Origin of the sequence: Aquipluma nitroreducens (assembly GCF_009689585.1) — a bacterium.
Taxonomy (GTDB): domain Bacteria; phylum Bacteroidota; class Bacteroidia; order Bacteroidales; family Prolixibacteraceae; genus Aquipluma; species Aquipluma nitroreducens.
This window is the reverse complement of sequence record NZ_AP018694.1, coordinates 829,415-856,275: the sequence shown is the minus strand read 5'-3', so window position 1 is coordinate 856,275 and position 26,861 is coordinate 829,415. Positions and strand designations below refer to the sequence as shown.

Below are 26,861 nucleotides of genomic sequence, written 5' to 3'. Positions count from 1 at the left end.
ATTGATTTGTTCAGAATGATTAATAATCAGATGAACCGACCCCCATTCACGAAATCAAAATAACAAAAATAAAGATGATGAATTTAGGATTGCCAAAAGCGCAGGGGTTGTATGATCCAGCCAATGAGCACGATAATTGCGGAATCGGTTTCGTGGCCAACATTAAAGGTCAGAAAACGCACGACATTATCGAGAGAGGATTAGAAGTACTTGAAAATATGGAACACCGGGGAGCCACCAGCGCCGATAATAAAACAGGTGACGGTGCGGGTATTTTAATGCAAATTCCCGATCAGTATATCAAGGAAGTGTTGAAGGTGGATATTCCTGATTCTGGCAAGTTCGGAACGGGCTTGATTTTCTTACCTCAGGATAAAAAAGAAGCGGCTGCTTGTGAGGATATTTTGACCAAATATATTGTACAGGAAGGCCTTACCTTAATTGAGTATCGCGATGTTGCTGTTGATAGTTCAGCCCCTGGTGAGATTGCAAAGTTGACAGAACCTTACATTCGTCAGATTTTTGTGAAAGCCGATTTGGAGCAGGATGTTCTGGAGCAGAAATTGTATCTGGCTCGTAAACAGGCTGAAAAGGAAATCAGAAATTCGAATTTGAAATTCCGTCAGGCTTTTTATGTCCCAAGTTTATCAAGCAAGACGATCATTTATAAGGGAATGCTTACTTCCGGACAGTTGAGAGAATATTTCAAGGATCTCTCGCATCCGAAATTTACAAGCGCCATTGCTTTGGTACATTCCCGTTTCAGTACAAACACTTTCCCAACCTGGGATTTAGCTCAGCCATTCCGTGTAATTGCGCACAACGGCGAAATAAATACCGTGAAAGGTAACCGCATGTGGATGTCGGCCCGCGAATCGCTTTTGAAATCAGAAATTTTTGGCGAAGATTTGCCAAAACTTTTTCCGGTTATCGAACCCAATAAATCCGATTCAGCTTCATTCGATAATACGCTTGAATTCCTTCACATGGCCGGTCGCTCAGTACCTCATGTGTTGTGTATGATGATTCCTGAATCTTTCAATTCAAAGAATCCGATTCCCGATAGTCTGAAATCATTCTATGAATATCACTCAACCATCATGGAGCCATGGGATGGCCCTGCTTCGATGGTTTTTTCTGATGGACGTTACATCGGTGGAACGCTCGACCGCAATGGTTTGCGTCCTTCAAGGTACATCATCACCAAAAATGATATGATTGTGATGGGTTCTGAAGTTGGCGTACAAATTTTTGCTGCCGAAGATATTAAAGAAAAAGGCCGTTTGCGTCCTGGGAAAATTTTGTTGGTTGATACCAAACTGGGAATTATTATTCCGGATAAAGAAGTAAAAGCTCAGTTGAGTTCACGCAATCCATACGGAAACTGGTTGAAAGAGAATCGTTTGCAGATGGAGGATATTGAAGTTAAACAACGCGTGTCTTCATCCATGGGTGATCAATTCCCTGCATTTTCGAAAGTATTTGGCTATTCGAAAGAAGACATGGAAATGATTCTGAAACCTATGGCGGTAACCGGCGATGAACCGACCAGTTCGATGGGTAACGATACGCCGCTGGCCTGTTTCTCCGAACAACCACAGCGTTTCTTTAATTATTTCCGCCAGGTATTTGCACAGGTAACCAATCCGCCGATCGACTCGATCCGCGAAGGTTTGGTAATGTCGCTGACCAACTACATCGGTTCGCTGCACACCAATATTCTCGACGAATCGCCTGTACATGCCAAACTGATCAAATTCGACGATCCGATTATTACCAATACCGACCTTGGGAAAATAAAGGACTTTAAACACGAACAATTCTCGCACACCACCATCCCGATGATATTTCCGGTGAAAGAAGGTGCTGAAGGGTTCAAAAAAGCATTCGAAGGTTTGCTGCAACAGGCTGAACAAGCAGTGGATGATGAAAAGAACTTTATCATTTTATCCGATCGTCAGGTCTCTGAAGAGTTTGCTCCAATTCCGTCGTTATTGGCTGTTGCAGCAGTTCACCACCATCTGATTCAGACTCAAAAGAGGATGCAGATCGGTATCATTGTTGAAACTGGCGAAGCTCGTGAAATTTCGCACTTTGCCATGTTATTTGGTTACGGAGCGAGTTCTGTAAACCCATATCTGGCCTTTGCTGCCATCGACAATATGGTAAAGAGTGGTGAGATTAACATGGATTATGCTAAAGCCCGATACAACTACATTAAATCCATCAATAAAGGCTTGCTGAAAATCCTGTCGAAAATGGGAATTTCAACGCTTCGCAGTTATCATGGCTGCCAATTGTTCGAATCATTGGGTGTTTCAAATGAAATTATTTCCAAATATTTCACCGGAACTGCTTCAAAATTCAGCGGAATGGGCCTCGAAGAAATTTGTCACGAATCGTTACTGTTCCACAAGGAAGCTTATGGGAAAAAGAAACAACTGATAAACGACCGGTTTGAAACCAAAGGTACATACCATTACCGTAAATATGGAGAACATCACTCCTGGAATCCTGAAACCGTTGGTTTGTTGCAATGGGCTACCCGCACCAACGATTACAGCGTATTTAAAGAATTTAGCAAAAAGGTAAATTCCGATAATTCGAAACCAACCTTTATTCGTGGTTGCCTGAATTATAAACGAAATCCGATTGATATTTCACTGGTTGAGCCTGTTGAAAGCATCATGAAACGTTTCGTAACCGGAGCTATGTCGTATGGTTCTATTAGCAAGGAAGCTCACGAAGCGCTTGCTATGGCAATGAATTCTATCGGCGGACGTAGCAATACAGGCGAAGGTGGTGAAGATGCTGAACGATTTGGTACTAACAAACGAAGCGCCATTAAGCAGGTTGCATCGGGTCGTTTCGGGGTAACCAACAATTACCTGATGAACGCCGACGAATTGCAGATTAAAATTGCCCAGGGCGCAAAACCGGGAGAAGGCGGTCAGTTGCCAGGGTTCAAAATCAATAAGATTATTGCTAAACTGCGTAATTCAACACCGGGTATTACCCTGATTTCTCCACCGCCTCACCACGATATTTATTCGATTGAGGATTTGGCACAGTTGATTTACGACCTGAAAGTAACCAATCCGAACGCTAAAGTTTCGGTGAAACTGGTTGCCGAAAATGGGGTAGGAACCATTGCTGCCGGGGTGGCCAAAGCATTCTCCGACCTGATTATTATTGCTGGTTGTGAAGGTGGTACAGGTGCCAGTCCGGCCAGCTCAATCAAATTTGCAGGTTTGCCTGCTGAATTGGGTATTGCCGAAACTCAGCAGACTTTGGTAATGAACAACCTTCGTGGTCGTGTGAAACTGCAGGTTGACGGTCAGTTGAAAACCGGACGCGATGTGGTGATTATGGGTTGTTTAGGAGGCGAAGAATTTGGTTTCTCAACTTCAGCGCTGATCACACTTGGTTGTATCATGATGCGTAAATGCCATCTGAATACTTGTCCGGCTGGTATCGCCACTCAGGATGAATCTTTACGCAAACGTTTCATCGGACGTTCAGAATTTGTAATCAATTTCTTCCGTTTTATAGCCATGGAAGTACGCGAAATTCTGGCTGAAATGGGCTTCACAACTTTCGATGATATTGTTGGCCGTGCCGATCTGTTGGAACAAAATCGTGAAGTTGGAAACTGGAAAATGAGAAAAATGGACTTCTCGCGCATTATTTATATGCCTGAAGAAGCTAAAAAATACGACATAAGAAATACCAATCCGAACATTAAATCGGTTGATGAACATATGGGTCATGCCTTAATTCGCGATGCCAATAAGGCCATCAAGAGCAAGGAGAAAGTATGGCTCTCATACAACATTACCAATGTCGATCGTACTGTAGGTGCCATGTTGTCTGGTGAAATATCACGTCGGTATGGTGAAGAAGGTTTGCCAAACAACACCATTATGGCGAATTTTAACGGGACTGCCGGACAAAGTTTTGGAGCATTCCTAGTAAAAGGTATTAGTTTCAGACTTGAAGGTGATTCGAACGATTACATTGGGAAAGGTCTTTCCGGAGGACGAATCATTGTGGTGCCACCAGTTGGTTCAACATTTAAACCTGAAGATAATATCATTATCGGAAATACTTCATTCTATGGAGCAACTTCCGGAGAAGCATACATTCGTGGTGTTGCCGGAGAACGTTTCTGCGTGCGTAATTCAGGAGCCAAAGCGGTAATTGAAGGCAGTGGCGACCACTGTTGCGAATACATGACTGGCGGACGTGTGGTTGTTTTGGGAACTACCGGACGTAACTTCGCGGCAGGTATGAGCGGTGGAATCGCTTACGTACTCGATGTGAACGGTGATTTCGAATATTTCTGCAACAAAGGTCTGGTTGAACTCGGACCGGTTGAAGACAAAGTGGATATTGTTGAACTTCAGGACATGATCAACAAGCACCTGTTGTACACTCAAAGTACAATGGCTGCTAAGATTCTGACCAACTGGGACGAATACCTGCCTAAATTTGTGAAGGTTATTCCGTTCGAGTATAAGAAAGTGCTGGAAGAATTGAAACTGCGCGAACTGGAAGCTAAACTTCAGTTGAGTGAAGACAATCCAACAAGGCACGAGTAATAGGAAGTTCGAAATTCGGAGTACCTATAGTTCGAAGTTAAAACTTATGGCTCTCCACATTTAAAAGATTAAAAAGTAAAAATAGTATCGGGTTAAAACTATAGACACTTCGAACTTTAGGCACTCGACACTTTAAAAATAAATTACCATGGGAAATCCAAAAGGTTTCATGACAATAGGACGGAAAGATGCTGGTTACCGTCCGGTTAATGACAGAATTTACGACTACGGTGAAGTAGAGCAAACACTGGACGATAAAGACCGCATTGATCAGGCTTCGCGCTGCATGGATTGCGGTATTCCGTTTTGCCATTGGGGCTGTCCTGTAGGAAGTAAAATTCCGGAATGGCAGGATTTGATCTACAAAAAGGATTGGAAAGGCGCTTACGATATTTTGCACTCAACCAATAGTTTTCCGGAGTTTACCGGACGCGTTTGCCCCGCACCATGCGAAAAATCGTGCGTGTTGGCTATTCACAACGAAGCGGTTACCATTCGCGAAAACGAGGCTTCAACTGTTGAGCATGCCTTTAATTTAGGTTTTGTTCAGCCACGTATTCCTGAAGTTCGCACAGGTAAAAAAGTTGCTGTTGTAGGTTCAGGTCCTGCTGGTCTTTCGGCAGCCGACTTGCTGAATCAGGCCGGACATACCGTAACTGTATTTGAGAAAAACAGCGCCATTGGAGGTTTGCTTCGTTTTGGTATTCCTGATTTCAAACTGAGCAAAACTGTTATTGATCGCCGTCTGGAAATCTTCCTTGATGAAGGTCTTATTTTTAAACCGAATGTAGCCGTTGGAAAAGACATTTCCGGCGATGAATTATTGGCACAATTTGACGCTGTTGTTTTAGCGAATGGAGCTGAGCAGCCACGCGATCTTCCAGTTGAAGGCCGGGATTTGAAAGGCGCTTATTTCGCTATGGAATTCCTGAGCCAGTCGAATAAACGCATTGCCGGTGAAATCATACCTGAAGAAATCAGCATTTTTGCGAAAGATAAAAAAGTATTGGTCATCGGTGGCGGCGATACGGGTTCCGACTGTGTGGGTACATCAATCCGCCAGAAGGCCAGAAGTGTAACTCAGATTGAAATTCTGCCAAAACCTGCTACTGAACGTGCCGATAACAATCCATGGCCATATTGGCCCAATACGCTCCGTACATCAAGTTCGCACCTCGAAGGTTGCGAACGTCGCTGGAGTCTTTCAACTAAGCGCATTATTGGCGAAAATGGCAAGGTGAAGCAGGTTGAGTTGGTTACTGTTGACTGGGATAAAGACGAAGCCGGACGTTGGGTCATGACCGAAAGACAGGGCTCTGAAGAAATCATTGATGTTGACCTGGTTTTGTTGTCAATGGGTTTCACTCAGCCGGTTCACAGCGGACTGCTTGATTCGCTCGGAATTGAATACGACGGACGCGGAAACGTGAAAGTGAATGCCAAAAAGCAAACTTCGAACGAAAAGATATTTGCCTGTGGTGACGTTGAAGCAGGTGCCAGTTTGGTGGTTCGTGCCATCGAAGCAGGTAAGATTGCTGCAATGAATGTGGACGAATTTCTTTACCCGACCGAGTAGAAACTTAACAAGTATTATATAGTTCAAAGGCTGTTCTCATATTGTTGAGGACAGCCTTTTATTTTTTACCACAGATTTTCGCGGAGAAAGAAATTTTAAAAATCGGTGTTAATCAGTGTAATCAGTGGTCGATATCCGAGCTTTCCAATGTGCCTATGTGGTTCGTATTATCCCGGATCTAAAGCGATTCCATCAGTTCATCGGTCAGCTCAAGGTTGTGATAAACGGCCTGTATATCGTCGTCTTCTTCAAACACATCAATCAACCGCATCACCTTTCGTGCATTTTCAAGGTCAAGTGCAGTGGTATCTTTGGGTATGCGTTGTAGTTGAGCACTTTCCGGTTCTATGTTTAGAGCTTCGAGTTTTTTCATCATGGCGCCAAAATCTTCCAAGGCAGTGGTTATCGTAAAATAATCTTCTTCAAGCTGTATATCTTCAGCGCCGGTTTCAATCATTTCCATTTCAAATTCATCGGCATCGAGTGTGCCTTTCGGGACGGTAAAAACGCCTTTTCGGTCGAAGATAAAACTCAACGATCCATTGGTTCCCAAACTGCCGTTGTGCTTGTTGAAATAACTCCGCACATTCGAAATGGTTCGTAACTGGTTGTCGGTTGTGGCTTCGAGGAAAATGGCCACTCCGCCGTTGGCATAGCCTTCGAAGGTACACTCGATAAAAGAGGCTGAATCTTTATCAGATCCTTTACTGATGGCGCGCTGAATGTTATCTTTGGGCATACTTACCCCTTTGGCATTCGATATGGCCACCCGGAGCCGTGGATTGCCTTCCGGATCGGGACCGCCTTCCTTAACTGCGACGGTAATCTCTTTAACCAATTTGGAAAACATCTTCGACCGTTTCGAATCTAATGCTCCTTTTTTGTGCTTAATGGTTGACCATTTACTGTGTCCCGACATCGTTTGTTGTATTTACAGATTGTTATTGGTTCAATAATCTTGTGGTAAAGTTAATGCTTTGGTGGTAATAAGACCCTCTCTGGAAGTATTTCTATGGATTTGGAATATAACAGAGAATAAGTTGGATGTTGAAATTCATTATCCGAATTATTAACACGCAAAGAGCGGCTGAACTTCGGATTTTACACCTTAATTCAGCCGCTTTAAGAAGGTTTTTATTCAATACTTAAATCTCAATTTTGGCACCCATTACCTTCAGGAATTCACGAATGAAACTGGGATGGGCAGGCCATGCCGGCGAAGTAACCAAATTGCCATCGACATAAGCCCCGGTAACCGCGATCGACTGGAATTCTCCTCCGGCCAGGGTTACTTCAGGTCCAACTGCAGGGTAGGCGGTTAATTTTCTTCCGCGAACAACATCGGCTGCAGTCAGAATCTGGATTCCGTGGCAAATGGCAGCAACTGGTAAGTTTTTTGCAAAGAAGTACTTTGCAATTTCAATCACCTTTTTGTTTAGCCGCAGGTATTCTGGTGCGCGACCTCCGGCAATAACCAATCCGCTGTATTGGGTTACATCAACATCGTCGAAACTGTAGTTCAGCGCAAAATTATGCCCCGGTTTTTCGGAGTACGTTTGGTCTCCTTCAAAATCGTGGATGGCTGTTTTAATCGTGTCGCCCTTCTTTTTATCGGGACAAACAGCATGAACTTCGTATCCAACCATTTCAAGCATCTGGAAAGGAACCATAGTTTCATAATCTTCGGTGAAGTCGCCTGTTAAGAACAATAATTTTTTCATGGTTTAAAATTTTAGATGTGTTAATACTATTGAAGTTTTAATTTGATCATGTTTTGAAAGAACATTTAAAGAATGCATTAGTTTTTAGTGAGTTCTATGTTTTTGATGCAGCTAAACTCAAAGGCAAAACCGGTACAGCCTCTTTTTTCCGATTTTCAGGATAACAGATTGGTCAATCATAAAGTTACAAAGCTTTCCGATGTAAAATGCACAAAATACATTTTTTAACCCTTTTGTAATGAATCCGATACTTTCAAAAACAAAGCGGCTGAACTCCGGAGTTTTATCCGTTGTCCAACCGCTTTCGTATATTTTGATCAGCCAACTTTGGCTGTAACTTGAACACTATTTTGAGGCAACTACATATCCGCGATTTTCGATTGCTTTCGAAATGTCTTTCAAGCTGGTTTTGTTGGAATCGAACCGTACAAATGCAGTTGAATCCAGATGGTTGGCACTGATGCTGTCGATGCCAGCCAATTCGTTTACTCCTTTGGCAACAGAAGCTTCACATTCGTTACAGGTCATGCCTTCCACTTTTAGCTTGGCTTCAACCATAACGGGAGCCTGGGCTTTTTCTGCAGTTTTCTGAGGTGAGTTACAGGCAATAAAACCTAATAATACCAGTACGATGAAAAGAATTTGTTTCATGATGTTTTGTTTTTAATAATTGCAGTCAGGTAAAAATCTTACTTCTTTTCCACTTTTACTCCCTGCGGAGCTTTCTGATTCGGAGGATTTGTTCCGTGCAGACTTAATATATAAGCAACTACCTGATCGATTTGTTTATTACTTAGCTGACTTTTATACGAAAGCATTCCTTTGTCAATCACACCGTCAACAATTATTTTCTTTAAGTCTTCCGGACGATTGCCATGAATCCAGTAGTCATCGGTGAAGTTTGGACCTACCAATCCTTCGCCAAATTTTCCGTGGCATACGTAACAGATTTTGTCGAAAGTTACTTTTCCGGTGGCTAGAATCTGCTCCTGAGTCATCGCTGGCTGTGCGGCGGTTTGAGTAGCCTCTTCCTTTGCAGCGACTTCCGTTTTAGCCCGTGCAGCCGCCATTTCTTTCGAATATTCCTTTTTCTGAACAATGGTCGCGTCTTTAAAAACAACCAGACGTGTCAGGTAAGCAAATGAAATGATGATAGTAATGTAAAAGATGTACTTTAACCAAGGCGGTAGCGGATTATCAAGCTCTTTAATGCCGTCGTATTCTTCGTGTCCACCGAAAAATTTTATTTGAGTTTCATGATCACTTTCCTGATGAGTGTTCTGTGGCTCCTTTAAATTATCGTCGTTATTTGCATGCATAGTTCAGTATTTTGATTGAATTTTTAAATAGTCATTAGTTCATTCGTCATTAGCAGTTCTGCCTAAAAATTATCAGACTAAAAGTATTATCTAACTGATTGGTAATTGGAAAAAGTCATCGGTCATTCGAAAAGGCGCTTCTTTAAACAATTTTCCAATGACTAATGGCTTTTTCCCGTTTAAGGGTTAATCGTCATTTAGCCCCAAACTCATTGCTCTCAAACGAGTCTTCCAACGGCATGTTGCTTATTTGGTCAACTTCATCTTTTTTCATCAGGAATGCCTGAACGGAAACAAAAATGAAAAAGGTGAAGAAAATGAAGAAGCCTAAAATGGCATAGACTTCCACATTTGTTATACTGTTGAGGGTTTCCTTATACATGGCTATTTTTTTACCGGTTTATTCGAGATGTCAACACCCAATCGCTGAATGTAAGCAATCAGCGCAATGATTTCGCGGTTGCTGTCGGTTTGGATACCGTTTGCGCCTAGGTCTTTTGCAATGCTGTCGGCCTGTGCTTTTAAATCCGCAATGGCTTGTTGCTCGTAATTGTCAGGGTAGGGGACACCCAATACCTTCATGGCCCTGATTTTTGCTGGTGTCGATTGAATGTCGATTTCCTTTTGAGCCAGCCATGGATATTTAGGCATGATGGAAGCTTCGTTCATCTTTTGCGGATCGATAAAATGGTTGTAATGCCAGGCGTTCGGTTTGTATAGCTTTCCGGTTTTTACCCCTTCGCGCGCCAAATCAGGTCCGGTACGTTTTGATCCATATTGGAACGGATGGTCATAGACCGATTCGCCAGCTTTGGAATATTCGCCGTAGCGTTCAGTTTCCGACCGAAATGGCCTCACCATTTGCGAGTGGCAGTTGTAACAACCCTCCTTCACATAAATGTCTCTGCCCTGCAATTCGAGCGGAGTATAAGGTTTTACGCTGGTGATGGTTGGTATATTCGATTTAATCAGGTAAGTCGGAATCACTTCAACAACACCGCCAATCAGGATGGCAATGGTTGCAAAAATCAGGAAACGGATTGGTTTGCGTTCCAAAAAGCGATGCCAGGTTTCTGACTGAGTCTTCATTTCTGATTCGGAATGCAATGCCGGAGCTTGTGCTTCTTCTTCAGCCACAAACGAACCAGCCTGTATGGTTTTTACGATATTGAATACCAAGATCAGGAAACCGGCCACATACAAAGCGCCACCAAAAGCCCTGATGGTGTACATCGGGATCAACTGGGCAACTGTTTCCAGAAAATTCGGGTATTTCAGAAATCCATCCGGAGTAAACTGTTTCCACATCAAAGCCTGGGTAATTCCGCCGATGTATAGAGGAACTGCGTAAAATACGATCGCCAAAGTAGCCAGCCAGAAATGGATATTGGCTAGTTTTACTGAATAAAGTTTTGTATTGTATAAACGTGGTACTAACCAGTAAATCATCCCAAAAGTGAGCATTCCATTCCAACCCAACGCACCAATGTGAACGTGACCGATTGTCCAGTCGGTAAAGTGACTGATGGCATTTACCGTTTTGAATGACAGCATTGGGCCTTCGAAAGTTGACATTCCATAGGCAGTGATTCCCACCACAAACATTTTCAGGATTGGGTCGCGGCGTACTTTATCCCATGCACCGCGCAAAGTGAGCAATCCATTAATCATACCGCCCCAACTTGGAGCAATGAGCATCACCGAGAACGTGGTTCCAAGTGCCTGAAGCCAGTCGGGCAACGAGCTATACAATAAATGGTGCGGACCTGCCCAGATGTACAGGAAAATGAGCGACCAGAAGTGAACGATTGAAAGTTTGTATGAATATACCGGTCGTCCGGAGACTTTGGGAACGAAATAATACATCAAGCCAAGGAAAGGAGTAGTCAGGAAGAATGCTACCGCATTATGACCATACCACCACTGTACCAATGCATCCTGAACTCCGGCGTAAAGCGTGTAACTTTTCATGAAACTAACCGGTACAGCCAGCGAGTTAAAGATATGCAGAACTGCTACTGTAACCCAGGTGGCAATGTAAAACCAAATGGAGACGTAAATGTGGCTCGTGCGGCGTTGCAAAATAGTTCCGCACATGTTCCATCCAAAAATTACCCAAACGAGCGTAATTGCAATGTCAATAGGCCATTCCAGTTCGGCGTATTCCTTGCCAACGGTAAATCCAGAAAGAAGTGAGACAGCTGCAGCAACAATAATTGCCTGCCATCCCCAAAAATGAATTTTGCTTAGGGTTTCGCTGTACATTCGTGTTTTCAGCAATCGCTGTAACGAATAATACACCGCCGTGAAAATCGCATTTCCAACGAAGGCAAAGATCACTGCATTGGTGTGAACCGGACGGGTTCGCCCGAATGTGGTAAACTCCAATCCGAAATTCATTGCAGGAATAAAAATCTGAAGGGCAATCAGTAATCCAGCCAACAGACCAACGACACCCCAGACAATGGTTGCAATCGCAAAGTTCCGGGTCATGCGGTTGTCGTACGAAAACTTTTGTAATTCCATATTGATGTGTTTAGTTATTTTTGTTGCTAAGGTCAAATTTCAATCGGTCATGTTCAATTAGCTGTTTTAACTCTTCTTCTTTTGGTAAAATCAATAGATATTTACTTGCAAAAAGGTTATTCTTGTCATTCAATACCGAGTATTTTACAATAGTTTCATCTTTTTCGGAGCAAAGTAATATGCCTATCGTTGGATTGTCTTCCGGATTTCTTTTTAAATCGTCATACATTCGGACATACATATCTATTTGCCCAATATCCTGATGGGACAATTCTCCTGTTTTCAAATCAATGATTACAAAACACCGGAGCAGGTAGTTGTAAAAAACCAGATCAATATAAAAGTCAGAAGTATCAGTAACAATATGCTGTTGTCTGGCAACAAATGCGAAACCTTTACCAAATTCTAACAGAAATTGTTGGATATGATCGATGATGGCCGTTTCAATTGAATGTTCAGAATTCTTTGTTTCAGGCGATAGCCCCAGAAACTCGAAGATGTATGGGTCTTTAATGAAATTGTGGATAGTCTGTTTTTCCAGAATAGAATCCGGTTGAGTTAAAACCCTTTCAAATGCGAGGCTATTAATTTGGCGTTGAAGCATTCGACTATTCCAATTTCCTGCAATACTTTCGTTTATATAGTAGTTCTTTTTGTCTTCTGAATCGATTCTGGAAAGTAGTCGATAATGTGACCAACTCAATTCGTGACGCAGTGTGTCACGAATTGGAAATGCTTTATAAAAAGTCCGCATATTGCGCAGATTACTATCATCAAAACCACTCCCAAATTCCAATGTAAGTTGTTTTGACAGGGTTTTTAAAGTGGCTCTCCCGTATTCCGCCCTGCGTTTTCCCTGAAGTTCATCTTCAACAATGGTTTTGCCAATTTGCCAATAGGTTTCTATCAAAATAGAATTAACCATCCGAAATGTACGGCTCCTTGATTCAATAATAATCTCCTTTATAGAACTAAATAATTGATTTTCATATAAATTAATTCCTTCCATAATGCTGAAATCTGATTTTTTCTATCCCGATTTGATTAAGAAACACCTTTGTTGATGTTTCGTATTTACTCACAAAGAGCAACATTTTATAAACTCTGTTTTTCAGTCTCCGTTTTCCCTTTCCTTTTTTACTTTTTTCAGGCCTTTTTCTGCTAGCTGCGACTGATCACTGCGACTCTCGGCCTCTTTCACCGGCGGATCATCAAACAGCATCCTTACCGATGGGGTATAGGTGTCTTCATACTGTCCATTTTTGACCGACCAAATAAAGGCGATTAAAAATGCACTGGCCATAATGATTGCCGCAAATACCAAAATGAAAACAACTGACATCTTATCTTTTTAAAATTTAACCACTTTTGCTGATAAACTTACTGAAAAACTTGCAAAAACCACCACTGAAACTGAACTTATTGGCATCAGTATCGCCGCCACAATCGGTGTCAATGTTCCCTGAACCGCAAACGATAAACCCACCAGATTGTAAAGAAATGAAATCAGGAATCCTGCGTAAACGATTCGCATACTCCGGTGGGTAAAGCGCATGAACTTGTCCAGATTGGCAAACTTGTCCGATTGAAGGATGGCATCGCAGGCGGGCGAAAAGTTGAATACATTGTCGGCTACCACAATTCCTACATTACTTTCGTTCAGCGCTCCGGCATCGTTTAGTCCGTCGCCGATCATTAAAACCTTTTTGCCTTGTTTTTGTAATTCCCTGATGTATCCCAATTTGTCGGTTGGCGTTTGGTTGAAATGAAGATTTCTTTCTGTCCCGAAAATGCGAACCAGATTGGCTTTTTCTGCATCATTATCGCCAGTTAACAAATGAAGTTCATGTGTTTTCTGAAGCTTTTGAATCAGTTCTCCCAATCCGGGACGATATTCGTTTTCAAGCTGAAAATAACCAATAATCGAATTGTCCAGGTATACCCAAACTTCCGTTTTTAGATTATCATTTTCAGTTTTATCACCACTAACAAAATATTTGGAGCCGATGTTTAATCTGATCCCATTTATTTTTCCTGAAATGCCCAACGACGGAATCTCCTGAAAATCGCTCACTTCAAGCAATTCATCAGCCTCAATAAAATTGAATATGGTTTTGCTTAGTGGGTGCGACGAATGGAATACCAGTGACTTAATCATCTGCAATTGTTCAGTACTTAGTTCCTGCCCAATAAACCTGATGTCAGACATTTGTGCGTTTGTGATTGTGCCTGTTTTGTCGAAAACTACCGTGTCAACTTTATACAGATGTTCGATCACTGCTGTATTTTTCAGGTAAAACCCCTTTCGGCCAAACTGGCGCATCGTGCTTCCGAACGTGAACGGAACGGTTAAGGCCAATGCGCAGGGGCAGGCAATTATGAGTACCGATGTAAACGCGAAAAGTGCAATTTCGGATCGGTTGAAATGCCAGAAAATGCCAGAAATAATGGCAATCAGTACCACAATAATGGTGAAATATTGACTAACCCGGTTAATGATTGTTTTCAGTTTATTGTCGGCAGTAAATGGGTTTTCGGTCTGGTTCCAGAGTTGTGTGAGGTAGCTTTGCTGAACTTCTTTTTCAATCGTAAGTTCAATGGCATTTCCAATTTGGCGGCCACCGGCAAATACAAAATCGCCGGCACTTTTGGCAACTGGCATCGACTCGCCTGTTACAAAACTGTAATCGATGCTTGCCATTTCGCTTTTCAGAATCGAATCGGCTGGCACAATTTCCTGATTGCGTACCAAAATCCGATCTCCAGCTTTTAAGTCTTCCAGCGCAATGGTTTGATTGCCCGTTTCTGTAATTTGTGTCACAGCCAAAGGGAAATAGGTTTTGTAGTCGCGCTCAAACGAAAGTGCATGGTACGTTTTCCCCTGGTACCAGCGGCCAATCAGCATAAAAAAGACGAGTCCGGTCAACGAATCGATGTAGCCAATGCCTTTTCCTGAAATGATTTCGATTAAACTTTGGCTGAAAAGCATGATTAATCCCATGGCAATCGGCAAATCGATGCTAATGATCCCTTTTTTTAGACTTTTGTATGCGGTAAGGAAATAATCGCTGGCGCTGTAGGTCAATGCAGGAATGGCAAGTGCAACACTCAGCCAGCCAAACATCTCGCGGATGTTAGCTTCCAGAAATTGGTGTCCTGGCAGGTATTGCGGAAAATGGTAAATCATGGCATTCATAAAACTGAATGCGGCAATTCCAATTTTGATGAACAGTTTTTTGTCTGACTGATCGGTTGAAGATTTGTCGATGCTGTGTTGGTTAATTTCAGGAATATAATGGATACTAACCAGCAATTCGACCAGCTTCCGGAGTGAAATTTCGTTTTCCCTGAAGGTAATGTTGATTTCTTTCTTCGGGAAATTAACTATGGATTGAATGATGCCGGGATTCAGGCTATTTAGATTTTCCAACAACCAAATGCACGATGCGCAATGAATTTCAGGGATGAAAAAACTGACTTTTGAGAAACCACCTTCAGAAAAGGTTAGAATTTTAGATTTGAATTTCTCAAGATCGAGAAAAGCATATGTTTCGTCAGTAGGCTTTTTTTCGTCTTCAATTCGGATACCCTGCATGGGCTCGATCTGGTAATATTGCTTGAGCTGATTGGTATTTAAAATTTGATAGACGGTTGAGCAGCCTGAACAGCAGAATGGGTTTCCCTCAAAAATCACAGGAGAATTTCCACACGAATTTCCGCAATGAATACATTTTAATTCTTCACTCATAAGTTCCGGGCTGGTCGTTGATCGACGTAAATAAGGATTGAAACTGGTATTTGTTCAATAACAGCGGCGAAAAAGTACAAATAAATCACGTTGAAAAGGGTTTGTTTATCTGTAATGTATTGTCAAACAATTATTTTCGGCATAATCTATCAGTTATCGATATTATTGATCTTGTTTTAGTGGCTTGGGGTTTTATAATCGTGAATTTCAAATTAACTTTAGATGTCAACTATTTAAACCGTTTATAGCCCAAAATATGAATGTATTTAAACGTACTTTCCGGTTTTACTATGATGGATTTTCAAACCTTCCCCGCTGGGGTAAACAGGTTTGGTTGGTCATCCTGATCAAGCTTTTTATCCTATTCGTCATCCTGAAAATCTTTTTCTTTCCCAATTTTCTGAAAACGAATTTTAATAACGATTCGGATCGGAGTAATCATGTGCTTGAGAATTTAACAAATATCAACTAATTTTTTAATAAAAAACCTATGCTTGAAGGAATTAGTACATCTTTAGTCGATTGGTCGAGGGCGCAATTTGCACTTACGGCCATGTATCACTGGATTTTTGTGCCTTTGACACTTGGTCTGGGGATTATTATTGCTATTATGGAAACGCTCTACGTTAAAACCGGAAATCCGGAGTGGAAGCGCATTACCAAATTCTGGATGACCCTTTTCGGAATCAACTTTGCGATTGGTGTTGCCACTGGTATTATTCTTGAATTCGAGTTTGGTACCAACTGGTCGAATTATTCATGGTTTGTGGGCGACATTTTTGGGGCGCCGCTGGCCATCGAGGGAATTCTGGCCTTTTTCATGGAATCTACCTTCATTGCCATCATGTTTTTTGGGTGGAACAAGGTGAGTAAAGGATTTCATTTAACGGCAACATGGTTGACAGCTATCGGAGCCAATTTATCAGCCTTATGGATTTTAGTTGCCAATGGCTGGATGCAAAAACCTGTTGGCATGGTTTTCAATCCTGAAACTGCCCGTATGGAAATGACCAGTTTTTGGGAAGTGTTGTTTTCGCCCATGGCCGTTCATAAGTTTTTGCACACCACTTCGTCATCATTTGTTTTAGCGGCTATTTTTGTAATTGGTGTGTCGTCGTGGTATATCCTGAAAGGCCGAGATATTGTTTTTGCGCGGAAGAGTATTGTGGTTAGCTCCATTTTTGGCTTTTTGGCAATTCTCTATACCGTTTTTACAGGCGATAGTTCGGCTCGCGACATTGCCCATCATCAACCGATGAAATTTGCTGCTTTCGAAGGTTTGTACAACGGAAGCGAAGGCGCTGGACTGGTTGCCCTCGGTTTGTTTTCGGAAAACTCTACAGATCCGAATAATCAAAACCTGAAGGACTTTGCGGTAAAGATTGAAATCCCGAACATCTTGTCGTATATGGCTTTCCTGAATTGGAATGCTTTTGTACCTGGAATAAATGATTTGATCAATGGAAACGAGAAGTATGGAGTTTTATCGGCTGACGAAAAAATTGCCCGGGGCAAATTAGCCATCGAAAAACTTAAAGCATTTAAGGAAGCCAAAAAAGCAGGAAATGTTGTTGTGGCAGATTCACTGAAAACCCAAATCATGAGTCCCGAATTTCAGAATAACAATTTCAAATACTTTGGCTACGGTTACATTGCCGATAAAAATACGCTGGTTCCGAGTGTCGCATTTTCGTTTTACAGCTTTCACATCATGGTTGTGCTGGGTATGTATTTTATCTTCTTTTTCCTGTTTGCCTTGTACTATACGCTCAAAGGAAAAATTCATAAAAAGCGTAAATTCCTGAAAATTGCGATCTGGACCATCCCATTGGCTTATATCGCCAGTCAGGCAGGTTGGGTTTTGGCCGAAGTTGGCCGTCAGCCTTGGATTATTCAGGATTTGATGCCTACAATTGCTGCAGTTACTAAAATCAGTGTTGGAGCAGTTCAGGTTACATTCTGGCTTTTTGCGATCATTTTTACCACATTGCTTATTGCCGAAATAAAAATCATGACGCGTCAAATTAAAATCGGATCTAAAACAGAAGGAGGAACCAACTAATGTTCGAATCACTATCACTCTTAAGTTTACAGCAATACTGGTGGCTGATTGTTTCGCTGCTGGGCGCTTTGTTTGTTTTCCTGATGTTTGTTCAGGGTGGTGAAACTTTGTTTTTTACCATCGCTAAAAATGAAGAAGAAAAGTCGCTTCTGGTGAATACACTTGGCCGGAAATGGGAATTTACCTTTACCACATTGGTTACTTTTGGTGGCGCGTTCTTTGCGTCTTTCCCGTTGTTTTATGCTACTTCGTTTGGTGGCGCTTACTGGGTTTGGTTTGCCATCCTGATCTCGTTTGTCATTCAGGCTGTTTCGTACGAATTCAGGAAAAAACCTGATAACTTTTTAGGCGCTAAAACCTACGAGACCTTCCTTTTTATCAATGGATTGCTCGGGCCGCTACTCGTTGGAACGGCTGTTGGAACTTTCTTTAACGGTGCCATGTTTTCGCTCGACGACATGAAACATGTGACTTGGGGAACTGAATTTCGTGGTTTGGAAGCCGTACTTACGTTCCATAACCTGGCTTTGGGATTCGCTGTTGTATTTCTTTCACGCATTTTAGGTTTGCTTTATTTCATGAATTCAATTGACAGTGAAGCAATTTACGAACGCTCAAAGAAGCAATTGTTATACAATACGGTTCCGTTTTTGGTATTCTTCCTCTATTTTGTGATTGCGCTTCTTTTCAAGGATGGATTTGCTTACAATCCAACTTCCGGGGAAATCAGCATTGAATCGTATAAATACCTGCACAACTTGCTGGCTATACCGGTTAATACACTGATGCTTTTGATTGGGGTTGTTGGTGTATTGTGGGGAATTGGCTCAACAATCCTGAAAGGCGGTACTAAAGGAATCTGGTTTGTTGGTGGGGGAACTGTTTTAACGGTTTGGGCTTTGTTGATTTTGGCAGCATTCAATAATACCAGTTTCTATCCATCAATCTTCGATATGCAATCGTCATTGACTATCGAAAATGCGTCATCCAGCAAGTTTACACTGGTGGCCATGAGCTACGTTTCACTATTCGTTCCGTTTGTACTGGGCTACATCTGGTACGCCTGGAAATCAATGAACAATGAAAAAATCAGCACCAAAGAACTGGAGCAGGAGCACCATGTTTATTAAAATAGGAAAGAGTCATTAGTCATTTGAAAAGGGGAAAGCATTTTCCCGATGACTAATGACTTTTCCCAAATCTTTAAATTGTAAATCTTTTAAATGAAATAGTATGTACTGGAGTTCAATATTGTGGTTTATAAGTTGGCCGGTGTTGGTCATTATCAGTTATCAACTGATAAAATTTACCATTCTGAAATACGAAGAAATTCTGGAAAAGCCAATCAAAAAGGCAGCTCCGGAGAAATAGGAGGATGTTAAGGGTCCAATTATTTATCTATCAAAACCTTCAGGGCGTAATGCTCTGGAGGTTTTTTATATCAAAAAAGGCTACCATAACGGAAGCCTTTTTCGATATATTTCACGAATACTATTCTATTAAATAGGCAATCGCCACATGAAAATTCCCATAAACAATACAGCAACAGTGCAAACTATAATCAGCGCTCCATTGATTTTGCTGACAATAATCGGATAGGGCTGTTGCTTGTCGGTAAAAATTTCGCGAATCACGAAGAAATAATAATACACTCCGATGATGGCCATGACAATGGCGAAAATACTTGTCAGTAAAATTCCCTGGCTGATAGACAATACAAAAACCTGGTACTTGGCCATAAATCCTGAAGTTGGCGGAATACCTGCCAACGACATCAGCAAGACAATTGCTGGCACAGCAACCCATGGCTTTGCTTTGTAAAGGCCACGGAATATAGTAAGGTCTTCCAAGCCATCTGAAGCACGTTTCATCAGGATAAAAATGATGAACAATGGAACTGTAGCCAGCGAATAAACAAAGGTGTAGTATAATAAAACTGATGCCGATGAGTCGTGCTGCGATAGCATGGCGAGCATAAGGAACCCGCTGTGCGAGATAGCCGAATAGGCAAGAAGTCGTTTAAAATTAGTTTGTTTTAAAGCTCCAAGATTTCCAATCAATAAGGTCAATCCTGTCATTACCCAAAGCGCCTTTTCGAGTTGTGGAGGCAATGGTAACAGTCCCATTCCGAGTAAACGGTAAAAGGCAGCAAACCCTGCGGTTTTTACCACAGTTGCCATAAACGCAGTGACAAGAGTCGGAGCTCCTTCATACACATCGGGACTCCAGAAATGAAAGGGAGCCGCTGCAATTTTAAATGCAACACCAATCAGGATAAAGAGGAGCCCAACCATTAACATTGGAGGCAAATGACCGTTGAATTGGGCAATGTAAGTTTTGATTTCAGGAAGATAAAATGTTGCTGAAGCTCCGTAAACCAAGGCAATTCCGAAAAGGAAAATGGCTGTGGCAAACGAACCGAGCATAAAATATTTAAACGATGCTTCGTTAGACCGATAGGAGTATTTTTTCCCTCCCGCCAGCACATACAATGGAATAGATAGAATTTCAATACCCAGGAAAAGCATAATCAGATTAGAGAACGAGGTCATCAGGAAAGCTCCTGTAAGGGCAAACAACATGAGTGCATAATGCTCAGCAACATGAAACTCCATCGTTTCGTAATAGTCGACTCCAAACAGAAAAATCAGAATGGTTATAATGATCATGGAGATGTTGAAGGCAATCGAAAAATTGTCGAGTATAATCATGTCGTGGAAATACTTCGATCCGAGTCCCCAATCTCTGATTGAAAGTATGAGTGAAACTCCTAAGCCTGTAATCGCGACAGGCGCCAAAATGGCTTTGTTTTTGGTGAATCCCAGATACAAAACTATTATTCCCAGAACTATCGTAAAAATTAATGCACTCATTGGTGTATATCTATGTTTCTATTTTTTCAATTTTCTAACCGGAAAAAGTAAATGGTCATTCGAAAAAAAGTATAAAAGTGACTCTTCAATGACTGATGACTATTTCCCTTTGTCAATAAGTTAAATATCGTTTTTATTCAATCACATATTTAATGTGCCAAGCCCGAAAAGACTTCGGCAACAGGCTTTAGTATATCAAATATCGGTTGCGGGTAAATTCCAAGTCCGAGAATTACAACGATCAACGGAATTAAAATCCAGTAATCCAAAGCACCTAAATCTGTCGCTTTTGCAAAAGCAAGCTTTTTATCGCCCAGCATAACCCGTTGGTAAGCGTAAAGCATGTAAATGGCTCCAAGAATCATGGTTAATCCTCCAAATAAAGCGAACCAAATTGATTGTTGAAACAGCCCGGTTATCATCAGAAACTCTCCCACAAAACCCGCAGTCAGCGGAAGGGCAATTGATCCCAACAGAATGATCAGAAATAAAATAGCCATGTTTGGTGCGTTTATTTTTAATCCGCCCAATTGGGGCATTTCAGTTGTTCCTGTCTGTTCTTTAACCAAGCAGGCCACGTAAAATAGGGCTGCAATGGTAACTCCGTGACTGAGAACCTGAAAAATAAGTCCCTGATAAGCATAGGAATTTAGTACAAATAGGGCAGCGGCCATGAGAGAAATGTGCGCCATCGACGAATAAGCGATCATCGTTTTCAGGTTGGTGTGCTTATAGGCAATTACCGACGCGTATATAACGCCAGTAAGGCTCATTATAATCACCAGATTCTGCCAGTATAAAACTCCGAGTGGTACAACAGGAAAAAGGAAGCGTAAAGCGCCGTAAATTCCCATTTTGGTCATCACTCCGGCCAGAATCATTACGCCTTGTGTAGATGCCATTTTATAGGTTGGTGGTTGCCAGGTATGAAACGGAAATATTGGCATCTTGATGGCAAAAGCGATGAACAGAATCCAGAACAGCCAGTTTTGGGTTCCTGCCGGAATCTGTAGTTGACTGAATGCCGAAAAATCAGTTGTATGTGTGCCTGGCGTGAGTTGATATAAATAAATAATCCCGAACAACAGGAATAAGCTTCCGGCCAGGGTATAAATGAAGAATTTCAGGGTGATTGCTTTCCGATCGTCGCCACCCCAAACCAACAGGATGAAATAAACCGGAATGAGCGCCAGTTCCCAGAAAACATAGAACAGGAACGCGTTCTGAGCCAGAAAAACTCCGATTAATGCGGACTGAGCGCACAAAATCAAACAATTCAGCATCGGAACATTCTTTTGGTCGCGTCCGAAGCCAGCCATAACAATGAATGGGAACAGCAGATTGGTTAGCAAAAGCATAATCGTACTAATGCCATCATAACCCAGCGAAAATTGAATTCCCAAATAGTTGATCCATTCGGCTGAATAGGTTACCGATTGATCAGCGTTTAGCAGCGACAACGTCAGTAACAAATTAACAACTGTTGAAATGAGAGCAACTGTTCTCGCTGTTCCTGCCTTCCTAAAAAACAGGAGTGACAGACCTGTCAAAAATGGAATTAAAAGTATTATCAGTAGTATCATGTTTCTAAATTGTCAGTATAAATACAACAAACAAAAGAATTCCGGCAACCATGGCAAAAAGATAAAAACTGATGTTTCCACGTTGCAATTTGCGGGTTAAGTCACCCAACTTCGAGGTAATCGTTCCAACTTCGTCAACTGACGGTCCAAGAATAATGGATTCAACTTTTTTGAAAAGGAAATTCGAAAGGAGCCCGAAAGGTTTTTCAAATGCGGTTTGGTAAATCTCGTCGATGTGAAATTTGTTGGTAATTATTCGTTGTAACGGAGTTTGTTTTACTTCGTCTCCGGAAGGGATTTGTGCTTTTCTGACATAGGTTTGGTAAGCCCAGTAGATGATCACTACTAAAAGTATTACCGAAAGGAAAATCATTCCAATTTCAGTGGAGTGGCTGATTTCTTCGGAAGATTTGGAAACTACTGCACTGTCGAGATAATTACTGAAACTAAGATTGCCTCCGAAAAGTGACGGGATATTCAGGAACCCTCCAAAAACCGAGAGTACACTTAAAATCATCAATGGAACAGTCATCACTTTGGGCGATTCGTGCGGATGTGCACCGGACATTCGTTGTTCGCCAAAGAACACCAGATACAACAGCCTGAACATGTAAAAACAGGTAATCAAAGCTGTTCCGAGAGCCAGAATATACAGAAGAATATTGTGCTCTAAAGCTTTGCTCAATATCATGTCTTTGCTGAAGAATCCGGAGAATGGCGGAATCCCGCTAATGGCAAGCGTTGCCGCCAGGAATGTGATGTATGTTATTGGCATTTTCTTTCGTAGTCCACCCATTTTGCGGATGTCCTGCTCGCCACCCATCGCATGAATAACACTTCCAGCGCCCAGGAAAAGCAATGCTTTAAAAAACGCGTGTGTAGTTACGTGGAAAACTCCGGTGGAGTAGGCTCCCAGCCCTAAAGCCAGAAACATGTAACCCAATTGCGAAACGGTTGAGTAGGCCAGTACTTTCTTAATGTCGTTCTGCTTTAAACCGATGATGGCTGCAAAAGTAGCTGTGGCCATACCAATCACAATAATAATATTGAGGGTGATTGGCGCCAGATTATACAGAATGCTCGAACGGGCAATCATATAAATACCGGCGGTAACCATGGTTGCAGCATGTATAAGCGCCGAAACCGGTGTTGGGCCAGCCATTGCATCGGGCAGCCAGGTGTAAAGCGGAATCTGAGCACTTTTGCCCACTGCACCAACTAAGAGCAGCAGCGTAATGAGCGTGATGGCTGGTGCTCCAACCTGCATGGCACCGGCTTGTGTAAATATTTCAGAAAAAGAAACAGATTTAAACGTATAGAAAAGCAGGATGATTCCCAGAATGAATCCAACATCACCGATGCGGTTCATAACGAATGCTTTGCGGGCTGCATAATTATATGCCGGATTCTTGAACCAGAAGCCAATCAGCAAATAGGAGCAGAGTCCAACGCCTTCCCATCCGATAAACAGAACCAGGTAATTGGCGCCCATCACCAAAAGCAACATGCTGAAAGTGAATAGATTCATTTGCGCGAAGAACGAATTTACCCGATCATCGCCGTGCATATACCCGATGGAATAGATGTGAATCAAAGTCCCAACGCCGGTAATAATCAGCATCATGGTGAGCGACAAATGATCGATCAGAAAAGCGAATGGAATGTTCATATTTCCAAGGGCAATCCAGTTGAAAAGCGTCACTGTCGCTGAATTCTGTCCTGAATTTCGGAGCATAAAAAATAATGCAACTGATACCAGGAATGATAAACCAACTGCAATGCTGGCAATTATTCCGGCCTGATTGTGGTTTAAACGTTTGTATGCCAGTCCGGTTATGAGAAAACCCAGTAATGGCAACGCAGGTACGAGTATTGCGAGGTTCATATTTGGAATCGATCCTACCATTTCAAACGGTTCAAAAGGTTAATATCTACGGAATCCACATTGCGTTTCATCATCACCAGAATGGATAGGCCGACGGCAACTTCGGCAGCGGCTACAATCATGATAAAGAAAACGAAAACCTGTCCGGCCGGGTCGGAATGGTAGGCCGAAAATGCGGCAACCAATAAATTTACTGAGTTGAACATGAGTTCGATACACATTAAAATGATGATTGTATTTCGCCTGAACAATACTCCAAGCAAACCAATGCTGAAAAGAGTTACGCATAAAAAAACGTAATGCTCTAATGGAATAACTTGTATGGCAGATGATATGTCTTGCATAATTATGAGTTCTAAGTTATGAGTTATAAATTTTTCTTTGAGGTGATGATTGCACTTCGAAGCATCTTCAGTAACTCATTCGCTTCATTGTTTATACTTTCAAATTCTTTATCGTTTATGTATTCTGTTTCTTTCAATAATTCGAGCCAGTAAATGGTTTCGTCACATTCTTTTTGAGCGATGCCCAACTTATGAATGAAGTCTTTGGTGCTTTCGGCATTTTGTGCTTCACGAACTAAAGCTCCAATAGCCGTTCCGCTTCTCAATAATTGCTTGCTCAGCACATATTCCTTTTTTATTTCGGTCAAATATTGAAAAAGCCTGATAGCCCGCACTGCAAAAGCAAAACTCTTATCTTTTATGATGCTTTTCTTCTCACTCATAACTTATAATTAATAACTCATAACTTCTTAGTCTCGTCTTTTTTGCCAAACATGACTGCACCAATCATAGCCGAAATAAATAGAACTGATGATACTTCAAAGGGTAAAAGGAATTCCTTAAACAATGTTTTGCCTACTTCGGAAACCAATCCGATTTGGTTGGTAAACGGGTAGCGCGGATGTATTTCAAACGTCAGTCGTGTTGCAGCAACCATAACCAGAAAAAATAATCCTCCGGTTATTACTGCCGATATTCTGGTTACCGAGGTTTTTGTTGGAATGGTTACTTTGTTCAAATTCAGGAGCATGATTACAAACAGAAACAAAACCATAATAGCTCCCGTGTAAACAATTAAGTGTACCACCGCCAGAAACTGGGCATTCAGCAAGATGTAATGACCTGCCATGGCGATAAAGCACACAATCAGTGAAAGAACACTGTTTATCGGACTTCTGGTAGAAATAACCATTAATGCGCTAATAACCATGATTGCCGAAAGCAGGTAAAATAGAAATGTCATTTTATTTACTTTTTTTATTTAGTGCCTAGAGTGCCTAAATTTCAGAGTTTGGAGTTAAAACTCCAGACACTTCGAACTCTAGCTCACTCCGAACTTCTTTATCTGTTGTGTGCAAAACGTTTGTTCTGCTTGAATTGCAATACATTTTCGGTTTGCCTTCCTGATATGTCTATCCGGAGGTTTGGATCAACCGGCTCAACCAAAAGGCTTTTGCCGTAAACAAACGGAAGCCGTTCGTAATCTGATTTAACAATCCGGTCGGTCAGGAAAATAGCTTCCTTAGGGCAGGCTTCTTCACAATCGCCACAGAAAATGCAACGAAGCATATTAATTTCATACACTTCGGCGTATTTTTCTTCGCGATACAAATGCTCTTCTCCGGGTTTGCGCTCGGCAGCAATCATGGTGATTGCTTCAGCCGGACAGGCAACGGCGCACAATCCGCAAGCAGTGCAACGTTCACGTCCTTCTTCGTCGCGTTTTAAAACGTGCCTACCGCGGTAAACTTTACTGAATTCACGGATCTGTTCCGGATAACTTATGGTGGCTTTCTTCTTGAAAAAATGCTTTAAGGTAATGGACATGCCTTTAAAAATGGCCGGAAGATAAATCCTTTCCATGAAGGTCATCTTCTTGTTTGAAACCATTTTTGATCTGTTTGTCAGTGTTTGCATGGCGTTTCGGATTAAATTAGTACGGTGAAATAATAGTAAGCACCGGTAGCCACAATGTTGAACATAGCCAGGGGCATCAACTTTTTCCAACCCAGATTCATCAACTGGTCGTACCTGAAACGGGGTAAAGTCCATCTGATCCACATAAACAGGAAGATCAGGAACAATATTTTCATAAAGAAAAACAGAGAACCGAGCAAAGTGACCAGATTTGGCGATAAGCCCAACTGATCGATAAATGGCATGTTGTAACCGCCAAAATATAAAGTAGCAATCACCGCCGACGAAATAAACATGTTAATGTATTCGGCAAAAAGGTAGAACCCCAGTTTCATTGAGCTGTATTCGGTGTGGTAGCCGCCAATCAATTCGGTTTCGCACTCCGGAAGGTCGAACGGCGCCCGGTTGGTTTCGGCAAAAGCACAAATAATGAAGACCAGGAATCCGAGTGGCTGGTAAAAAATGTTCCAGTTCATGCCGTGCTGTTGTTGTACAATATCGTTAAGGCTCAGCGAACCAGTTGTCAGGATGAGTGCAATAATCGACAATCCCATCGCAATTTCGTAGCTGATCATCTGCGATGCCGCACGAATCGAGCCCAGTAACGCGTATTTATTATTCGAAGCCCAACCTCCGATCATGATGCCGTAAACTCCAATGGAAACCATGGCAAAAACGTAAAGAATACCAATGTTCAGATCAGCAATCTGCATCGAAAATTCACGACCGCCAATCGTTAAAGTTCCGCCCCAAGGAATAACAACTCCGGTAAGCATGGCAGTAGTCATGGCAATGGAAGGCCCCAAAATGAATAACTTTTTATTGGCCGTTGTTGGTATGATTTCTTCTTTCATGAACATTTTAACCCCATCGGCAAGTGGTTGCAAAAGACCGAATTTACCTGCGCGGTTTGGGCCACGGCGATCTTGCATAAATGCAGCAACCTTTCGTTCGCCATAGGTCGAATACATGGCTACAACAAGCGTAACCAGGAATATGATGACCAGAAAAATGGTTTTATAAATATATAACGTCCAATCCATAA

General features: G+C 41.9%; 23 protein-coding genes. 6 read left to right on the top strand and 17 right to left on the bottom strand.

Going from position 1 to position 26,861, the window contains the following annotated elements:
• The first annotated feature begins 74 nt into the window (after nt 1-74).
• A complete protein-coding gene (gltB, locus tag AQPE_RS03585; protein WP_318349681.1) occupies nt 75-4,601 on the top strand; it encodes a glutamate synthase large subunit in 4,527 nt (1,508 codons plus the stop codon).
• A 148-nt stretch (nt 4,602-4,749) separates the two neighbouring features.
• Entirely contained in the window at nt 4,750-6,177 is a 1,428-nt protein-coding gene (locus AQPE_RS03580; protein ID WP_318349680.1) for a glutamate synthase subunit beta, read from the top strand.
• 178 nt (nt 6,178-6,355) lie between these two features.
• Here AQPE_RS03580 and AQPE_RS03575 read toward each other — a convergent pair whose 3' ends face one another.
• The 9 genes from AQPE_RS03575 to AQPE_RS03535 all read right to left on the bottom strand — a co-directional run bounded on the left by AQPE_RS03575 (nt 6,356) and on the right by AQPE_RS03535 (nt 15,491).
• Complete coding sequence (locus AQPE_RS03575) at nt 6,356-7,096, bottom strand: YebC/PmpR family DNA-binding transcriptional regulator (protein ID WP_318349679.1); 741 nt, start codon at nt 7,094-7,096, stop codon at nt 6,356-6,358.
• A 226-nt stretch (nt 7,097-7,322) separates the two neighbouring features.
• Nucleotides 7,323-7,898 carry a DJ-1/PfpI family protein gene (locus AQPE_RS03570; RefSeq protein ID WP_318349678.1) on the bottom strand — a complete coding sequence of 192 codons (576 nt, stop codon included), beginning with the start codon at nt 7,896-7,898 and terminating at the stop codon, nt 7,323-7,325.
• 345 nt (nt 7,899-8,243) lie between these two features.
• A complete protein-coding gene (locus AQPE_RS03565) occupies nt 8,244-8,549 on the bottom strand; it encodes a heavy-metal-associated domain-containing protein (protein WP_318349677.1) in 306 nt (101 codons plus the stop codon).
• 38 nt (nt 8,550-8,587) lie between these two features.
• The gene (locus AQPE_RS03560) at nt 8,588-9,217 is read right to left on the bottom strand and encodes a cbb3-type cytochrome c oxidase N-terminal domain-containing protein (protein ID WP_318349676.1); all 630 of its coding nucleotides are present in this window, start codon (nt 9,215-9,217) and stop codon (nt 8,588-8,590) included.
• Nucleotides 9,218-9,410: 193 nt separating this feature from the next.
• A complete protein-coding gene (locus AQPE_RS03555; RefSeq protein ID WP_318349675.1) occupies nt 9,411-9,599 on the bottom strand; it encodes a hypothetical protein in 189 nt (62 codons plus the stop codon).
• Nucleotides 9,600-9,601: 2 nt separating this feature from the next.
• Nucleotides 9,602-11,743: a cytochrome-c oxidase, cbb3-type subunit I gene (gene ccoN, locus AQPE_RS03550; protein ID WP_318349674.1), complete on the bottom strand. Its 2,142-nt coding sequence runs from the start codon at nt 11,741-11,743 to the stop codon at nt 9,602-9,604.
• Between the two features lie 10 nt (nt 11,744-11,753).
• Complete coding sequence (locus AQPE_RS03545) at nt 11,754-12,752, bottom strand: PDDEXK nuclease domain-containing protein (RefSeq protein WP_318349673.1); 999 nt, start codon at nt 12,750-12,752, stop codon at nt 11,754-11,756.
• 102 nt (nt 12,753-12,854) lie between these two features.
• A complete protein-coding gene (gene ccoS / locus AQPE_RS03540; protein ID WP_318349672.1) occupies nt 12,855-13,085 on the bottom strand; it encodes a cbb3-type cytochrome oxidase assembly protein CcoS in 231 nt (76 codons plus the stop codon).
• A gap of 9 nt (nt 13,086-13,094) precedes the next feature.
• Nucleotides 13,095-15,491, bottom strand: coding sequence for a heavy metal translocating P-type ATPase (locus AQPE_RS03535; RefSeq protein WP_318349671.1), 2,397 nt, complete (start codon nt 15,489-15,491; stop codon nt 13,095-13,097).
• 256 nt (nt 15,492-15,747) lie between these two features.
• On the opposite strand from AQPE_RS03535, the gene AQPE_RS03530 reads away from it, so the two are divergent.
• From AQPE_RS03530 to AQPE_RS03515, 4 genes are all read left to right on the top strand, one after another.
• Complete coding sequence (locus AQPE_RS03530) at nt 15,748-15,963, top strand: DUF4492 domain-containing protein (RefSeq protein WP_318349670.1); 216 nt, start codon at nt 15,748-15,750, stop codon at nt 15,961-15,963.
• An 18-nt stretch (nt 15,964-15,981) separates the two neighbouring features.
• On the top strand, nt 15,982-17,553 hold the full coding sequence (locus tag AQPE_RS03525; RefSeq protein ID WP_318349669.1) for a cytochrome ubiquinol oxidase subunit I: 1,572 nt from the start codon (nt 15,982-15,984) through the stop codon (nt 17,551-17,553).
• Nucleotides 17,553-18,683: a cytochrome d ubiquinol oxidase subunit II gene (cydB, locus tag AQPE_RS03520; RefSeq protein WP_318349668.1), complete on the top strand. Its 1,131-nt coding sequence runs from the start codon at nt 17,553-17,555 to the stop codon at nt 18,681-18,683. The genes AQPE_RS03525 and cydB overlap by 1 nt, the downstream gene beginning before the upstream one ends.
• 103 nt (nt 18,684-18,786) lie before the next feature.
• Nucleotides 18,787-18,924: a hypothetical protein gene (locus tag AQPE_RS03515; protein ID WP_318349667.1), complete on the top strand. Its 138-nt coding sequence runs from the start codon at nt 18,787-18,789 to the stop codon at nt 18,922-18,924.
• A gap of 128 nt (nt 18,925-19,052) precedes the next feature.
• On the opposite strand, the gene AQPE_RS03510 is transcribed toward AQPE_RS03515, so the two are convergent.
• The 8 genes from AQPE_RS03510 to nuoH all read right to left on the bottom strand — a co-directional run bounded on the left by AQPE_RS03510 (nt 19,053) and on the right by nuoH (nt 26,859).
• Nucleotides 19,053-20,426 carry an NADH-quinone oxidoreductase subunit N gene (locus tag AQPE_RS03510; protein ID WP_318349666.1) on the bottom strand — a complete coding sequence of 458 codons (1,374 nt, stop codon included), beginning with the start codon at nt 20,424-20,426 and terminating at the stop codon, nt 19,053-19,055.
• Between the two features lie 149 nt (nt 20,427-20,575).
• Entirely contained in the window at nt 20,576-22,009 is a 1,434-nt protein-coding gene (locus AQPE_RS03505) for a complex I subunit 4 family protein (protein ID WP_318349665.1), read from the bottom strand.
• A 4-nt stretch (nt 22,010-22,013) separates the two neighbouring features.
• The gene (gene nuoL, locus AQPE_RS03500) at nt 22,014-23,894 is read right to left on the bottom strand and encodes an NADH-quinone oxidoreductase subunit L (RefSeq protein ID WP_318349664.1); all 1,881 of its coding nucleotides are present in this window, start codon (nt 23,892-23,894) and stop codon (nt 22,014-22,016) included.
• Nucleotides 23,895-23,908: 14 nt separating this feature from the next.
• A complete protein-coding gene (nuoK, locus tag AQPE_RS03495; protein WP_318349663.1) occupies nt 23,909-24,238 on the bottom strand; it encodes an NADH-quinone oxidoreductase subunit NuoK in 330 nt (109 codons plus the stop codon).
• A gap of 23 nt (nt 24,239-24,261) precedes the next feature.
• Nucleotides 24,262-24,621 (bottom strand): four helix bundle protein, encoded by a 360-nt coding sequence (locus AQPE_RS03490; protein WP_318349662.1) that lies wholly within the window; start codon nt 24,619-24,621, stop codon nt 24,262-24,264.
• A gap of 17 nt (nt 24,622-24,638) precedes the next feature.
• A complete protein-coding gene (locus AQPE_RS03485) occupies nt 24,639-25,142 on the bottom strand; it encodes an NADH-quinone oxidoreductase subunit J family protein (RefSeq protein WP_318349661.1) in 504 nt (167 codons plus the stop codon).
• Between the two features lie 98 nt (nt 25,143-25,240).
• Nucleotides 25,241-25,816: a NuoI/complex I 23 kDa subunit family protein gene (locus tag AQPE_RS03480; RefSeq protein WP_318349660.1), complete on the bottom strand. Its 576-nt coding sequence runs from the start codon at nt 25,814-25,816 to the stop codon at nt 25,241-25,243.
• Nucleotides 25,817-25,827: 11 nt separating this feature from the next.
• The gene (gene nuoH, locus AQPE_RS03475; RefSeq protein ID WP_318349659.1) at nt 25,828-26,859 is read right to left on the bottom strand and encodes an NADH-quinone oxidoreductase subunit NuoH; all 1,032 of its coding nucleotides are present in this window, start codon (nt 26,857-26,859) and stop codon (nt 25,828-25,830) included.
• Nucleotides 26,860-26,861: the final 2 nt, after the last annotated feature.